This window comes from Streptomyces agglomeratus (assembly GCF_001746415.1).
Classification (GTDB): domain Bacteria; phylum Actinomycetota; class Actinomycetes; order Streptomycetales; family Streptomycetaceae; genus Streptomyces; species Streptomyces agglomeratus.
The window spans coordinates 5,695,754-5,709,866 of sequence record NZ_MEHJ01000001.1 but is presented as its reverse complement, the minus strand read 5'-3'; the positions used below and the strand labels follow the sequence as shown (position 1 = coordinate 5,709,866).

The window sequence follows — 14,113 nt, the reverse complement described above, 5'->3', positions numbered from 1 at the left end:
AGGGCTTTTTTCGTGACGTCCCAGCTGCCTACGGTGCCAGCATCAGGGGCCGCGGCGTGGCGGTCCCCAGAGCCTCGGGAGCATCCCGCATGCAGAAGCACAGCGTTACGTCGTCCGCCCGGCGCGATCAGGACGGGGGCCTGGAGGAACTGCGCGGGGACTGCGCCCGCATGGTCCCGCACTGGGCCGTGCCCGTCGCGGCCGCGCCCGCTCCTGTTCCGGCCTCGCTCATCCACGGCATCACGGTGCCGCCCGCGTCGGCCCGCATGGTGGGCGGGATGTCCGAGTACGGGGGCTGACGCCGGCTCCTGGGCCGCCCGGGGGAAGCGCGGGGGGAACCGCGCGCTCCCCCGTTCCGTCCCACCTGTGTCTCCCCGTGGAGCGGGTACGACATAGGGCACAGGACGGCGAGCAGCCGAAGGAGCGATGCGGTGAGCACCGAGCGACCGGAAGAGGACGCGGGCGTCCCCAGGCGGCGTTCCCCGCTGGTGGCCGCCTCAGTGGCCGCGGCGGTGCTGCTGGCCGGGGGCGGCGGCGCGTACTGGGCGTCGACCGCCTCGGGCGGCGGCAGCGGTACGGGCAGCGGCGCGGGGGCGGGGGCGGGCGACGGCAGTCCGCCGCCGCTGAACCTCGACGCCCACACGGACGGCGACGCGCCGGGCGTCGCGCCCGGCGAGCCCGACCCCAACGGCGGGGTGACGTACCGCGCCGAGGGAAAGCTGCCCCAGGGGCCCCGCTCGGCCCACGTGTACAGGGCGTCGGGCACCGTCACCGCGGCCGAGGTGGCACGGCTGGCCGAGGCCCTCGGCGTACCGGGCAAGCCGCGCGCCGAGGGCGAGGTCTGGAAGGCCGGCGGTACCAAGGACGGCTCGGGGCCGGTGCTCCAGGTCAACAAGCAGGCGCCGGGCACGTGGACGTTCGCGAAGTACGGACCGCACGGCGGCGACAACTGCGCCAAGCCCGACACGTGCCCGGGCACCTCGCACCAGCCCGGCGGGGAGGGGCCCGCGGTGAGCGAGAAGGCCGCGAAAGAGGCCGCCGCGCCCGTGCTCAAGGCGCTGCGGCAGGACGACGCCGCGCTGGACGCCCGCCAGCTGATGGGCGCGGTACGGGTGGTGAACGCCGACCCGGAGGTGGGCGGGCTGCCGACGTACGGCTGGGCGACCGGTATCCAGATCGGCCCGGACGGTGAACCGGTCGGTGGCAGTGGCCGGTTGAAGAGCCTGACCAAGGGTGCCGAGTATCCGGTGATCAGCGCGCAGGAGACGCTGAAGGAGCTGAACAAGTCCGGTCAGGGCGCCGGCAGGACCGGGATCGGCGGTTGCGCCACGCCCGTACCGCACGGCGACGGGAGCGGCGCGGGCGACGAGGACGCATCGCCCTGCGAGCCGGGCGCGCGGCCACCGGCCGCGCCGGAGCCCGTGACCGTGGGCGGGGCGGTCTTCGGACTGGCCGCGCAGTACGTCGACGGGCGCCAGGCCCTCGTACCGTCGTGGCTCTTCGAGGTGAAGCCCGGCGGCGGCGCGCAGCCGTTCACCATCACGCACCCCGCCGTGGATCCCGACCACCTGGCGAAGCCGCCCGCCTCGCCGGCTCCGTCCGAGAGCGGCGAGCCCCCGGCGGAGCCGCGGCAGGTCACGTCGTACGGCGCTGACGGACGCCGGCTCACCCTGCACTTCTGGGGCGGCGTGTGCAGCGAGTACGCCGCGAAGGCGAGCGAGAAGAACGGGACGGTGGAGGTGGAGATCACCGAGAGCAACCCGGATCCCGGGCGGGTCTGCATCATGGTCGCCAAGGAGCTGAAGGAGACGGTGACGCTCGACAAGCCGCTGGACGGCCGCAAGGTCGTCGACGCGCGGAGCGGCGAGACGGTGCCGCGCGTGTAGGTCCCCCGGGTACGCCGGAAGGCGGCTGCCCCCGTTCGGGGCCGCCGCCTTCTCATACGCGGTTCAGGTCTAGCTGAACGAGTCGCCGCAGGCGCAGGAGCCCGTGGCGTTCGGGTTGTCGATCGTGAAGCCCTGCTTCTCGATGGTGTCGACGAAGTCGATGGAGGCACCGCCCAGGTACGGGGCGCTCATGCGGTCGGTGACGACCTTCACACCGTCGAAGTCCTTGACGACGTCGCCGTCGAGCGAGCGCTCGTCGAAGAAGAGCTGGTACCGCAGGCCGGAGCAGCCACCGGGCTGGACGGCGACGCGCAAGGCGAGGTCCTCCCGGCCTTCCTGGTCCAGCAGGGCCTTGACCTTGGAGGCGGCGGCGTCGGACAGGAGAATGCCGTCGCTCACGGTGGTCTTGTCGTCCTGAACGGACATCTACATCTCTCCCGGGTTGTACGGACTGCTTGCCGACGTTTGCAACCGGCGCGGCCGCGGATTCATTCCGGACCTGAGCGCTTGTCTTCTCATTCATGCTCGCACACCCGGTTCCGCTGGGGGACGCGGCAGGCGTGCGGCGGCAATTCGTCACATCGACGACATCGGCATCGTCAAAGTGACATGAAGCGGTTATGATAGATAACGTCAAATCGACGAAAAGCGTGTTCGCAGACAAGAAAGGGTGCGTGTCGTGACCACCGCCCAGCCACTGGATGTCCAGCCGTCGCCGCTCGCTCTGCTGCTGCTCGGCCGCGAGGCCGACGCCAGGAGCGAGCGGGGTGTCGACTGCCCCGGCGACCTGCCCTCGCCCTCCGACCCGGACCTGGTGGAGCGCGCCCGCGCCGCCAAGGAAAAGCTCGGGGACAAGGTCTTCATCCTCGGTCACCACTACCAGCGTGACGAGGTCATCCAGTTCGCCGACGTCACCGGGGACTCCTTCAAGCTGGCCAAGGACGCGGCCGCCAGGCCGGAGGCCGAGTACATCGTCTTCTGCGGTGTCCACTTCATGGCCGAGTCCGCGGACATCCTGACGTCCGACGACCAGAAGGTGGTCCTGCCCGACCTCGCGGCCGGCTGCTCGATGGCCGACATGGCCACCGCCGAGCAGGTCGCCGAGTGCTGGGACGTGCTGACCGAGGCCGGCGTGGCCGAGCAGGTCGTGCCCGTCTCGTACATGAACTCGTCGGCCGACATCAAGGCGTTCACCGGCAAGCACGGCGGCACGATCTGTACGTCGTCGAACGCGAAGCGGGCGCTGGACTGGGCCTTCGAGCAGGGCGAGAAGGTACTTTTCCTTCCCGACCAGCACCTGGGGCGCAACACCGCCGTGCGGGACATGGGCATGTCGCTGGACGACTGCGTGCTCTACAACCCGCACAAGCCGAACGGCGGCCTGACCGCCGAGGAGCTGCGGAACGCCAAGATGATCCTGTGGCGCGGGCACTGCTCGGTGCACGGGCGCTTCTCGGTCGAGTCCGTCAACGACGTCCGCGAGCGCATCCCGGGTGTCAACGTCCTCGTGCACCCCGAGTGCAAGCACGAGGTCGTGGCGGCCGCCGACTACGTCGGCTCGACGGAGTACATCATCAAGATGCTGGAGGCGGCGCCGGCCGGCTCCAAGTGGGCCATCGGCACCGAGCTGAACCTGGTGCAGCGGCTCGCCAACCGGTTCGCGGCGCAGGGCAAGGAGGTCGTCTTCCTCGACAAGACGGTCTGCTTCTGCTCGACCATGAACCGCATCGACCTGCCGCACCTGGTGTGGACGCTGGAGTCGCTGGCCGAGGGCAACCTGGTCAACCGCATCGAGGTCGACCGTGAGACCGAGCAGTTCGCGAAGCTCGCGCTCGAGCGGATGCTGGCCCTGCCGTAGGGCCGGCGGCTCTTCCCCGTACGCGACCACGCACCCCCTGACGCCGCCGTGTCAGGGGGTGCGGTGGTTCCTCGCACCTGCCACCGTGGAAGCGAGGGAAGGGTGAAGACCATGGAGTACATGATCCAGATGAACGTGCCCGCCGACGAGTGGGACGGGTTGATGTCGTCGTTCTCCAAGGAAGACATGCTCGCGATGTTCGCGCACATGGACGCGCTCAACCAGGAGATCGGCGCGGCGGGCGAGCTGGTCGAGGCCCGCGGTCTCGGCGGGCCCGGGCTGGTCAAGACGGTACGGGCGACGGACGACGGACGCGCGAAGGTGACCGACGGCCCCGCGGAGCCCGGACGCATCCTGGCCGGTTACTGGGTGGTCGACGTCAAGAACGAGGAGCGGGCCCTGGAGATCGCCGCCCGGGCCTCCGCCTGCCCCGGGCCCGGGGGCAAGCCCGGGAACGATCCGGTCGAGGTGCACGCCATCCCCGAGGGCCCGCCCGAGGTCCCCGAAGCCTGAGAGCGGCCGGCAACGGGGCGAGCCCCGGCCCCTCCTCGCGGGGGGGGGTGCCGGGGCTCGCCGTTGTGCGACGGACGTGGTGACGTCGGTCAGACCTTCGCCGGCTCGGTGTCCTCCGCCGTCGGCGAGGGCTCGGAGCCGTCCGGGCCCCCGGCCTTCGCCGCGCGCCTGGCCGCCTTCTTCTTGGCGCGGCGCTCCTTGCGCAGCTCCACCATCGCGTACAGCGTCGGCACCAGGAGCAGCGTCAGCAGCGTCGAGGTGATCAGGCCGCCGATCACCACGATCGCCAGCGGCTTCGAGATGAAGCCGCCCTCGCCGGTGATGCCCAGCGCCATCGGCAACAGCGCGAAGATCGTCGCCAGTGCCGTCATCAGGATCGGCCGCAGGCGGTGACGCCCGCCCTCCAGGACCGCCTCGACGACGCCCAGACCCTGCGCCCGGTACTGGTTGATGAGGTCGATCAGGACAATCGCGTTGGTGACCACGATGCCGATGAGCATCAGCATGCCGATCATCGCCGGGACACCCAGGGGCGTACCGGTGACGAGCAGCAGGCCGATCGCGCCGGTCGCCGCGAACGGGATGGAGACCAGCAGGATCAGCGGCTGGACGAGCGAGCGGAACGTCGCGACCAGCAGCATGAAGACGATCGCGATGGCCGCCAGCATGGCCAGGCCGAGCTGGGCGAACGCCTCGTTCTGGTCGGAGGAGACGCCACCGATCTCGACGCTCGCGCCCGCCGGCAGCTCCTTCTTCAGCTCGGTGATCTTCGTCTGGAGCGCGGCGGTCACCGCGCCCGTGTTGTCGGCGGTCGGCTTGGCCGTGATCGTCGCCGCGCGGGCGCCGTCGATCCGGGTCTTGGAGACCGGCCCGGCGACGAGCTTCACGTCGGCGATGTCGCCGAGCTTCACCCGGCCGAGGTTCAGCTTCTTCAGCTCGTCCATCGTGGTGGCCGGCCGGGCCGACTTCACGACGACGTCGCGCTCGGTGTCGTCGATGATCGCCTTGCCCGAGGTGGTGCCGCGCACCGCCTGGGTGACGGCCGCGCCGAGCGTGGCCTGGTCGAAGCCCGCCCCGGCCGCCTTGTCGTTGGCCTGGACGGAGATCCGCGGCACGCTCTGGGCCAGGTCGCTCTGTACGTCGGTGACGTCGTCGAGCTTGGCGATCGCGTCACGTACCTGCTCGGACGCCTTTTTCAGCACGTCGCCGTCACCGGCCTTGACCACGACGCTCAGGTCCTGGCTGCCGAAGCCGCCGCCCGCGCCGATGGTCGTGTCGCCGATGCCGTCGAGCTTGCCCAGCTCCTCGTCGATCCGCTTCTGGGTGGCCTCGGAGTCGGAGGCGTCCTTGAGGGTGAGCTGGTACGTCGCCTGGTTGGCGCCCGTGCCTCCGCCGAAGGCGGCCGCGAAGCCCGAGGAGCCGACCGTGACCTGGTAGTCCTTGATCGTGTCGATCGAGTCGAGCGCCTTCTCGACCTTCAGGGCGGCCTGGTCGGCCGCCTCCAGGCTGGTGCCCGCCTTCAGCTCCTGGGTGACGGACAGGGTGTCCTGCTCGCCCTCGTCGAGGAAGTTGGTCTTCAGCAGCGGCGCCATGGCGAACGTACCGACAAGGACGACGATCGCGATGGCCAGGCTCATGAGGCGGCGGCGGGTCGCGAAGCGCAGGACCGGGACGTACCCCGCTGGAGCGCGCTGCGCGCCTCCTTCTCCTCCGCCTTGCGGCGCAGCTCGGCCGGGTCCACGCCCTCGGAGCCCTTGGGCGGGCGCAGGAACCAGTACGAGAAGACCGGCACCACGGTCAGGGACACCAGCAGCGAGGCGAGCAGGGCCGCGGTGACGGTGAGGGAGAACGAACCGAACAGCTGGCCCACCATGCCGCCGACCAGGCCGATCGGCAGGAACACCGCGACGGTGGTCAGGGTCGAGGCGGTGACCGCGCCGGCCACCTCCTTGACGGCCGTGATGATCGCCGAGTGGCGCTCCTCGCCGTACGCGAGGTGCCGCTTGATGTTCTCCAGGACGACGATCGAGTCGTCTACGACGCGGCCGATCGCGATGGTCAGCGCGCCGAGCGTGAGGACGTTGAGCGACAGGTCGCGGGTCCACAGCACGATGAGCGCGAGGACGACCGACAGCGGGATGGAGACGGCGGTGACCAGTGTCGAGCGGACCGACGCGAGGAACACCAGGATGACGATGACGGCGAAGACCAGGCCGAGGGCGCCCTCGGTGGTCAGGCCGGAGATCGACTTGGAGACGGCCGGACCCTGGTCGAAGACGACCGCGATCCGGCTGCCGGAGCCGAGGGTGTCGCGCAGGCCGGGGAGCTTGTCCTTGACCGCGTCGGAGATGGCGACGGCGCTGCCGTCCTGGTCCATGGTGATCGCCAGGGACAGGCTCGGCCTGCCATTGGTACGGGTGATGGAGACCGCGGTGGCGGGCTGCTCCTTGACGGTGGCCACGTCACCGAGGCGCACCGGCTTCGGCGGCTTGCCCTCACCCGTGGGCGGCGCGGTGACGCGCAGGTCCTCGATCTGCTTCAGCGACGTGTAACCGCCGCCGACCTGGACCGTGCGGCTCTTGCCGTCCTCGGCGAAGGAACCGGCCGGGACGGTCGCGCCGCCCGCCTGGAGGGCCTGGCCGAGGGCGGCGGCGTTCAGGCCGGCCGCCGCGAGCTTCCTGTCGTCGGGGGTGACGGCGACCTGGAGGTCGCGCACACCGTCGAGGGTGACCTGGCCGACGCCGTCGATGTCCTTCAGTACGGGGACGACGGAGTTCTCCAGCCGGTCGGCGAGCGCCTGCTGGTCCTGGCCGGAGGTCACCGCGAGCAGGACGGTCGGGATGTCGTCCGTGGAGCCGGCCACGACCTGCGGGTCGACGTCGTCGGGGAGCTGGGCGCGGGAGCGGTTCACGGCCTGCTGGACGTCGGCGACGAGCTGCTTGGTGTCGTTGCCGTAGTCGAACTGGGCCATGATCACGGCGTTGCCCTCGCTCGCCGTGGAGGTGACGCCGGTGATGCCGTCGACTGCCTTGATGGTGCCTTCGAGCGGCTCGACGACCTGCTTCTCGACCACATCGGGGGACGCGCCCTGGTAGGGCGCCAGCACGGACACCATCGGGAACTCGATGGTAGGCAGCAGCTGTTGCTTGAGCTGCGGTATCGCGATGGCGCCGAAGACGATCGCGATGATCGACATCAGACCGATCAGCGCCCGCTGAGCGAGGCTGAATCTGGACAGCCAGGACATGGGTGGGTCTCTCTTCCGTGGCGTGCAAGGCAGTGAGGCAGTCGAGCACAACGGCCCGCTTATACGATCAGCCATGCGAAGAGGGCGAACTCTCGCTCCCAAGTCCCTTTCTTATGCGGCGCATACCGCAGCTGGAGTACGCGCGGCTACGCCTTCACTCCACCCTCGGCCGTACGAGTCCCGTTTCGTACGCGATTACCACCAATTGCGCGCGGTCGCGGGCGCCGAGCTTCGCCATCGCCCTGTTCACGTGGGTCTTGACGGTGAGCGGGCTGACCACGAGCCGCTCGGCGATCTCGTCGTTGGAGTGGCCGCCCGCGACCTGGCCGAGGACCTCGCGCTCGCGCACGGTCAGTGCCGAGAGCCGCTCGGTGCGGGCCGCCGCGGCCTCGTCGTCGTCCGAAGTACTGCCCTGGGCGAGGAACTTGGCGATCAGGCCCTTGGTCGCCACGGGCGAGAGCAGCGCCTCGCCGGCCGCCGCGATGCGGATGGCGTTGAGCAGTTCGTCCGGTTCGGCGCCCTTGCCGAGGAACCCGGAGGCGCCGGCGCGCAGCGCCTGGACGACGTACTCGTCGACTTCGAAGGTCGTGAGCATCACCACGCGCACACCGGCCAGTTCCGGGTCCTCGCTGATCATCCGGGTGGCGGCGAGGCCGTCCGTACCGGGCATGCGGATGTCCATCAGGACGACGTCGGCGCGCAGCGAGCGGGCGAGCTCGACCGCCTCGGCGCCGTCGGCCGCCTCGCCGACGACCTCCATGTCGGGCTCGGAGTCGACGAGGACCCGGAACGCGCTGCGCAGCAGTGCCTGGTCGTCGGCGAGCAGGACCCGGATCGCGGCCGTGTCCGCCGTCATGCGTTCTCCACCGTCTTCTCCCCCGTACGCACCTGGAACGGCAGGATCGCATGTACGCGAAATCCGCCGCCGTACCGGGGCCCCGCGGTCAGGGTCCCGCCGAGGGCCGTGACGCGCTCGCGCATGCCGGTGAGACCGTGCCCGCCGCCGTCCCGCGGACGGTCGTCCGCGCTCCGCGTGCCCCCGCCGTTGTCGATCACGGTGATCTCCACGGACGAGCCGACGCAGACCACGCTGACCTCGGCCTTCGCGTGCGCGCCCGCGTGCTTCTGCACGTTGGTCAGGGCCTCCTGGATGATCCGGTACGCCGCGAGGTCGACGGCGGCCGGCAGCGGCGCGGCCACTCCCCGGTCCGGCCTGGCCACCTCCACCGGGAGGCCGGCGTTCCGGAAGGTGTCGAGGAGCTGGTCGAGCACACCGAGGCCGGGGGCGGGCTCGGTCGGCGCCTCGGGGTCGCCCGACTGGCGGAGCAGCCCCACGGTGGCGCGCAGCTCGTTCAGGGCCGAGCGGCTGGCCTCCCGTACGTGCGCGAGGGCTTCCTTGGCCTGGTCGGGACGCTTGTCCATGACGTGCGCCGCGACGCCGGCCTGGACATTGACCAGCGCGATGTGGTGCGCGACGACGTCGTGGAGGTCGCGGGCGATGCGCAGCCGCTCCTCCGCGACCCGGCGGCGGGCCTCTTCCTCACGGGTCCGCTCGGCCCGTTCGGCGCGCTCGCGGATGGCGTCGACGAACGCGCGGCGGCTGCGCACGGCGTCTCCGGCGCTCGCCCCGATGCCGGTCCAGGCGAAGATCCCCAGGTTCTCCTGGGAGTACCAGGGGCCGTCGCCGAAGCACATGGCCGCGGCGGTCAGGCCGGTCATCGTCAGCAGCCCGACGCGCCAGGTGGTGGGGCGGTCGGTGCGGGACGCGACCGTGTAGAGCGCGATGACGGCGCTCATGGCGACGGGGGCCGGCGGGTCGCCCGAGACGAGCTCCGCGAGCGTGACCACGCCGGTGAAGGCGAGCACGGCCAGCGGCCTGCGGCGGCGGAAGACCAGGGCGCCGGAGGAGAGCAGCATCAGTACGAGGCTGAGCACGCCCGGGGTGCGCGTGCCGAAGGTCGGGCCGTTGGGGCCGCCGTGCGGGTCGGCGAAGGAGCCGATCACCATCGTCACCAGCACGGCGAGCGCCAGGGCGGCGTCCAGGGCCGGCGGGTGGGCGCGGAACCAGCACCGGGACCGGGTGAATCCCGTACCGAGGGCAGTCATGTCACGCAACGGTACGGCGTCCGGGCGCGGACGTGGTCCGCTGCGCGGGCCGTCCGCCCGCCCCTTTCCCGCGATGGGGGCTCAGTCCGGTGTGCCGGAGGGGATGAGGCCGTCGTCGGACAGCATCGCCCGTACGTCCTCCAGGGTCGCGTCCGCCGACGGGAGGATCAGCTCGGACGGTTCGAGGGAGTCGTCCGCGAGTGGCTCCCCGAGACGGCGTACCGCTTCGAGGAGCGCACCGAGCGTGCGCCGGAAGCCGGGCCCGTCGCCGCTCTCCATTTCGGCGAGCAGTTCGTCGTCGAGCCTGTTGAGTTCGGTGAGGTGGCTGTCGGCCACCCTCACCTGGCCCTCCCCCATGATCCGTACGATCACGACGTGCTCCTTCGCGCGGAGTGCGGAGTGCGGCGGCCTACTGCTTGTCGAACTTGTGCCGGTCCTGCGGCGCCTGGGCGCCGTCCTGCGCGCCGCCTTCGAGTGCCTGCTGCTGCGCCGTCGAGCCGCCCGCCAGCTCGGCCTTCATGCGCTGGAGCTCCAGCTCTACGTCTGTACCACCGGAGATGCGGTCCAGCTCGGCGGCGATGTCGTCCTTCGCCATCCCGGACGGGTCGTCCAGGGCGCCGGACGCCAGCAGCTCGTCGATCGCGCCGGCCCGCGCCTGAAGCTGCGCGGTCTTGTCCTCGGCCCGCTGGATCGCCAGGCCGACGTCGCCCATCTCCTCGGAGATGCCCGAGAACGCCTCACCGATCCGGGTCTGCGCCTGCGCGGCGGTGTAGGTGGCCTTGATGGTCTCCTTCTTCGTACGGAAGGCGTCGACCTTGGCCTGGAGGCGCTGCGCGGCGAGCGTCAGCTTCTCCTCCTCGCCCTGGAGCGTCTGGTGCTGCGTCTCCAGGTCGGTCACCTGCTGCTGCAACGCGGCCCGGCGGGACAGCGCCTCGCGGGCGAGGTCCTCCCGGCCGAGCGCGAGCGCCTTGCGGCCCTGGTCCTCCAGCTTGGAGGACTGTCCCTGCAACTGGTTCAGCTGCAATTCGAGCCGCTTGCGCGAGGTCGCCACGTCGGCGACTCCGCGGCGTACCTTCTGAAGCAGCTCCAGCTGTTTCTGGTACGAGTAATCGAGGGTCTCGCGCGGATCCTCGGCCCGGTCAAGGGCCTTGTTTGCCTTCGCGCGGAAGATCATCCCCATACGCTTCATGACACCGCTCATGGGCTTCGCGCGCCCCCTTCTGACGGACTACGGAACCAGCTCCAGCACTTGAACCCACACTACGGGCCCTGCGTCCATTACCGCACTGTTCGCGGGCCGATGCGCTCCTCCTCCAGGACGACTGCGGCCCGCCGGGCTCCAGCTCAGGGAGTAGGTGAAGGCCGGGGAAACCGACCGTTGCGGGATCGTTCCCCTCCGGGCTGGGGTCCATGCGCCGTACCCCGTACCCTTGGGCTTTGTGTTCCGTAGCCGTTCCTCCAAGGAAGAGAAGGCCCCCACCGACAAGGTGCAGGTGGACCTCTCCAAAGCGTCCCGTGACCCGCAGGCCCCCAAGGGCCGCCCCACCCCGAAGCGCGCTGTCGCACAGTCGCAGCGCCGCAACGGTGCGGTGGCTCCGTCGAACCGCAAGGAGGCGATGAAGCGTCAGCGCGAGGCCCGCCGTGCGGACCTGGCAAGGCAGCGGGAGGCACTGGCGAGCGGAGACGAGCGCTACCTGCCGGCCCGCGACAAGGGCCCCGTCCGCCGCTTCGTGCGCGACTTCGTCGACTCCCGCTTCTGTGTGGCCGAGTTCTTCCTGCCGCTGGCCGTGGTGATCCTCGTCCTCAGCATGGTCCGGATCAGCAACATCCAGAACATCGCGCTGCTGCTGTGGCTCGGTGTGATCGTGATGATCGTCATCGACTCGATCGGGCTGACGTTCCGGCTCAGGAAGCAGCTGAACGAGCGCTTCCCGAACGAGCCGAAGCGCGGCGCCGTCGCCTACGCCCTGATGCGGACGCTCCAGATGCGCCGCCTGCGTCTGCCGAAGCCCCAGGTCAAGCGCGGGGAACGGCCCTGAGCGCGGACGACGTCACGGGGATCTCCCGGTTCGAGGGCGCGGCGGCCGACTGGCTGAAGGGTGTCGGCACTTTGCGTGACACCGTCCGCCAGGAACTGGTCGCCCGCCAGCTGGAGGAGCAGATATCCGCGCGCTTCCCGGTGGGCCGCCGGCTCGCCGTGCTGGACGTCGGGATGGGCCAGGGCACGCAGGCCCTGCGCCTGGCGCGGGCCGGGCACAAGGTGACCGGTCTGGAGTCCGACCCCGACATGCTGGTCGCGGCGCGCGAGGCGCTCGCGGGCGAGCCGGAAGGCATCCGCGAACGGATGTGCCTGGTCGAGGGCGACGGCCTGGAGACCGGGGTGCACTTCCTGCCGGGCAGCTTCGACGTGGTGCTGTGCCACGGGGTGCTGATGTACGTCGAGGAGCCCGACGCCATGGTGGCGGGCCTCGGCAGGATGCTGGCGCCCGGCGGGCTGCTGTCGCTGCTCGTACGGAACGCTGACGCGCTCGCCATGCGGCCGGGGCTGTCCGGGGACTGGGCCGGGGCGCTGGCCGCGTTCGACTCGGACGCGTACACCAGCCGGCTGGGCCTGCGGGTGCGGGCCGACCGGCTCGACGCCCTGAGGTCGACCCTCGCGGGGATCGCCGCTCCGCTGCACGCCTGGTACGGCGTGCGTGTCTTCACCGACACCGTCGAGGGCGAGGCCAACGACGCGTCGCGGCTGCCGGCCGAGGAGCTGGAGCGGATCGTGGCCCTGGAGGAACGCGCGGGGCGGACCGACCCCTACCGCGGGGTCGCGGCGCTGCTGCACCTGTGCGGCGTACGGGGCTGATCGCGGTCTGCCGCCGGCCCCGGACGCCGCTCCGATGGACGTGCTCCACGGGCCCTGGATTCCCTCGAAAGGGACACTCCAGGCATGGACGGATCACGTAACCACGGTCGTGTGCTTTCCAGCCGTGTGCTTTCCGGCCGTGCGCGTCGCCGGCTTCCGGTCGCCCTGACCACCGCCGTCTGCGGGGCCGTGCTGCTCACGCTGAGCGGCTGTTCCGGCTCCGGCGGGGTCTCCGCCGCACCGAAGGCCACCGCGGAGGCGGGGGCGCCCGTGGCGCGACAGGACCTGGAGAGCGATTACCAGCGGGTGATCCGCAACGTACTGCCGTCGGTCGTCCAGATCGACGCGTCCAGCAGCCTCGGCTCGGGCATCGTCTACGACGACCGGGGTCATGTCGTCACCAACGCCCACGTGGTGGCCCGGGAGCGGGACTTCAAGGTCACGGCCGCCACGGGCGGAGCCGCGCTGGGCGCGCGGCTCGTCGCCGCGTACCCGGAGCAGGACCTCGCCGTCATCAAGCTGGACAGGGTCCCCGACGGGCTGCGGCCCGCGAGGTTCGCGGACTCGTCCCGGGTCGAGGTGGGGCGGATCGTCCTCGCGATGGGCAGCCCGCTGGGCCTGTCCAGCAGTGTCACGCAGGGCATCGTGTCGGCGGTCGGCAGGACCGTGAGCACGGGGCGTTCGGACGGCGGTACGGGTGTGACCCTCGCGAACATGGTGCAGACCTCCGCCGCGATCAATCCGGGCAACAGCGGCGGCGCCCTGGTCAACCTCGACAGCGAGGTCATCGGCATCCCGACGCTGGCGGCCACCGATCCACAGATGGGCGGCGGCCCGGCGGCCGGCATCGGCTTCGCGATCCCGTCCTCCGCGGTACGGACGATCGCCGACCAGATCGTCAGGGACGGCAGGGTCACCGACTCGGGGCGGGCCGCGCTGGACATCACGGCCCGTACGGTCGTGGACGACGACTTCGAGCCGTCGGGCGTGGCCGTCGTATCGGCGGAGGAGAACGGCGCCGCGGCACGGGCCGGGCTGCGGGCCGGCGACATCATCACCGCGCTCGACGACGCGGAGATCACGACGATCACCTCGCTGTCGGAGGCCCTGGCCGAACACAAGCCGGGCGACCGGGTGCGGGTGGCCTACCTGCGCGGCGACGAACGCCGCACGGCGGAGGTGACGCTCGGCGAGCTGTAGGCCGCGGGGACCGCCGCGCGCCGGCGGTCGTGATCGGACGCCGGAGGTGCCGGTGTCCTCGGCCGCCTCCCGGCGGCTTGCCCTGGGCGGGGTTGCCGGCACCGGCCGCCGGACGGCTCGACGGGGAGCGTCCGGCGGCCGGGTCGCGCCTTCAGGCCGTCAGGCCCCTTCCGCGTGCAGGCTCATCGGGCCGTAGATCTTCGTGCCGTCGTCGAACAGCACCACCTGGTCGGCGCCGCCCTCGACCAGGTCCTTCCAGATCTCGCCGATCCACGATTCCGCGTCGCCCTGCGTGGTGAACTCCTCCGGCACCACCGCCGGCTGGACCTCCGTACCGTCGGCCTTCTCGAACCGCCACGTCCACGCCATGTTCGCCTCCCGGGTCCCACCCGTGCTTTTGTCCAGCACAGCCTGCCCCGCAGAGTAGCCGGGCGCGCACCACCAGCGGG

13 protein-coding genes and 1 pseudogene are annotated in these 14,113 nt (G+C 71.2%); 7 read left to right on the top strand and 7 right to left on the bottom strand.

What is annotated here, in order from left to right; genetic code table 11:
- The first annotated feature begins 89 nt into the window (after positions 1–89).
- Positions 90–299: a hypothetical protein gene (locus AS594_RS24885; RefSeq protein ID WP_069929091.1), complete on the top strand. Its 210-nt coding sequence runs from the start codon at positions 90–92 to the stop codon at positions 297–299.
- A gap of 132 nt (positions 300–431) precedes the next feature.
- Complete coding sequence (locus AS594_RS24880; protein WP_069929090.1) at positions 432–1,886, top strand: hypothetical protein; 1,455 nt, start codon at positions 432–434, stop codon at positions 1,884–1,886.
- A gap of 69 nt (positions 1,887–1,955) precedes the next feature.
- On the opposite strand, the gene AS594_RS24875 is transcribed toward AS594_RS24880, so the two are convergent.
- Complete coding sequence (locus AS594_RS24875; protein WP_069929089.1) at positions 1,956–2,312, bottom strand: HesB/IscA family protein; 357 nt, start codon at positions 2,310–2,312, stop codon at positions 1,956–1,958.
- A 244-nt stretch (positions 2,313–2,556) separates the two neighbouring features.
- Here AS594_RS24875 and nadA point away from each other — a divergent pair, with 244 nt between their 5' ends.
- Complete coding sequence (gene nadA / locus AS594_RS24870) at positions 2,557–3,744, top strand: quinolinate synthase NadA (RefSeq protein WP_069929088.1); 1,188 nt, start codon at positions 2,557–2,559, stop codon at positions 3,742–3,744.
- Between the two features lie 111 nt (positions 3,745–3,855).
- On the top strand, positions 3,856–4,257 hold the full coding sequence (locus tag AS594_RS24865; protein WP_069930768.1) for a YciI family protein: 402 nt from the start codon (positions 3,856–3,858) through the stop codon (positions 4,255–4,257).
- An 89-nt stretch (positions 4,258–4,346) separates the two neighbouring features.
- Here AS594_RS24865 and AS594_RS24860 read toward each other — a convergent pair.
- The 5 genes and pseudogenes from AS594_RS24860 to AS594_RS24840 all read right to left on the bottom strand — a co-directional run bounded on the left by AS594_RS24860 (position 4,347) and on the right by AS594_RS24840 (position 10,799).
- Positions 4,347–7,504: pseudogene (locus tag AS594_RS24860) on the bottom strand (efflux RND transporter permease subunit).
- A 154-nt stretch (positions 7,505–7,658) separates the two neighbouring features.
- Positions 7,659–8,360, bottom strand: coding sequence for a response regulator (locus AS594_RS24855; protein ID WP_069929086.1), 702 nt, complete (start codon positions 8,358–8,360; stop codon positions 7,659–7,661).
- Positions 8,357–9,610 carry a sensor histidine kinase gene (locus AS594_RS24850; protein WP_069929085.1) on the bottom strand — a complete coding sequence of 418 codons (1,254 nt, stop codon included), beginning with the start codon at positions 9,608–9,610 and terminating at the stop codon, positions 8,357–8,359. The genes AS594_RS24855 and AS594_RS24850 overlap by 4 nt, the downstream gene beginning before the upstream one ends.
- A gap of 81 nt (positions 9,611–9,691) precedes the next feature.
- On the bottom strand, positions 9,692–9,982 hold the full coding sequence (gene pspAA / locus AS594_RS24845; RefSeq protein WP_069929084.1) for a PspA-associated protein PspAA: 291 nt from the start codon (positions 9,980–9,982) through the stop codon (positions 9,692–9,694).
- A 37-nt stretch (positions 9,983–10,019) separates the two neighbouring features.
- Positions 10,020–10,799 (bottom strand): PspA/IM30 family protein, encoded by a 780-nt coding sequence (locus AS594_RS24840; protein ID WP_069929083.1) that lies wholly within the window; start codon positions 10,797–10,799, stop codon positions 10,020–10,022.
- Between the two features lie 250 nt (positions 10,800–11,049).
- Between AS594_RS24840 and AS594_RS24835 the strand changes: the two genes are divergently transcribed.
- The 3 genes from AS594_RS24835 (at position 11,050) to AS594_RS24825 (ending at position 13,664) form a co-directional block, all read left to right on the top strand.
- Complete coding sequence (locus tag AS594_RS24835; RefSeq protein WP_069930766.1) at positions 11,050–11,649, top strand: DUF3043 domain-containing protein; 600 nt, start codon at positions 11,050–11,052, stop codon at positions 11,647–11,649.
- Positions 11,650–11,720: 71 nt separating this feature from the next.
- On the top strand, positions 11,721–12,464 hold the full coding sequence (locus tag AS594_RS24830; RefSeq protein WP_240509087.1) for a class I SAM-dependent methyltransferase: 744 nt from the start codon (positions 11,721–11,723) through the stop codon (positions 12,462–12,464).
- An 84-nt stretch (positions 12,465–12,548) separates the two neighbouring features.
- Positions 12,549–13,664, top strand: a complete 1,116-nt coding sequence (locus tag AS594_RS24825; RefSeq protein ID WP_069929082.1) for a S1C family serine protease — start codon at positions 12,549–12,551, stop codon at positions 13,662–13,664.
- A 159-nt stretch (positions 13,665–13,823) separates the two neighbouring features.
- On the opposite strand, the gene AS594_RS24820 is transcribed toward AS594_RS24825, so the two are convergent.
- Positions 13,824–14,033, bottom strand: a complete 210-nt coding sequence (locus AS594_RS24820; protein ID WP_069929081.1) for a hypothetical protein — start codon at positions 14,031–14,033, stop codon at positions 13,824–13,826.
- Positions 14,034–14,113 lie beyond the last annotated feature (80 nt).

Coding starts and splice junctions, on each gene's coding strand:
- AS594_RS24885 (WP_069929091.1), top strand. CDS start 90: ATGCAGAAGCACAGCGTTACGTCGTCCGCCCGGCGCGATCAGGACGGG.
- AS594_RS24875 (WP_069929089.1), bottom strand. CDS start 2,312: ATGTCCGTTCAGGACGACAAGACCACCGTGAGCGACGGCATTCTCCTG.
- AS594_RS24865 (WP_069930768.1), top strand. CDS start 3,856: ATGGAGTACATGATCCAGATGAACGTGCCCGCCGACGAGTGGGACGGG.
- AS594_RS24855 (WP_069929086.1), bottom strand. CDS start 8,360: ATGACGGCGGACACGGCCGCGATCCGGGTCCTGCTCGCCGACGACCAG.
- AS594_RS24850 (WP_069929085.1), bottom strand. CDS start 9,610: ATGACTGCCCTCGGTACGGGATTCACCCGGTCCCGGTGCTGGTTCCGC.
- AS594_RS24840 (WP_069929083.1), bottom strand. CDS start 10,799: ATGAAGCGTATGGGGATGATCTTCCGCGCGAAGGCAAACAAGGCCCTT.
- AS594_RS24825 (WP_069929082.1), top strand. CDS start 12,549: ATGGACGGATCACGTAACCACGGTCGTGTGCTTTCCAGCCGTGTGCTT.
- AS594_RS24820 (WP_069929081.1), bottom strand. CDS start 14,033: ATGGCGTGGACGTGGCGGTTCGAGAAGGCCGACGGTACGGAGGTCCAG.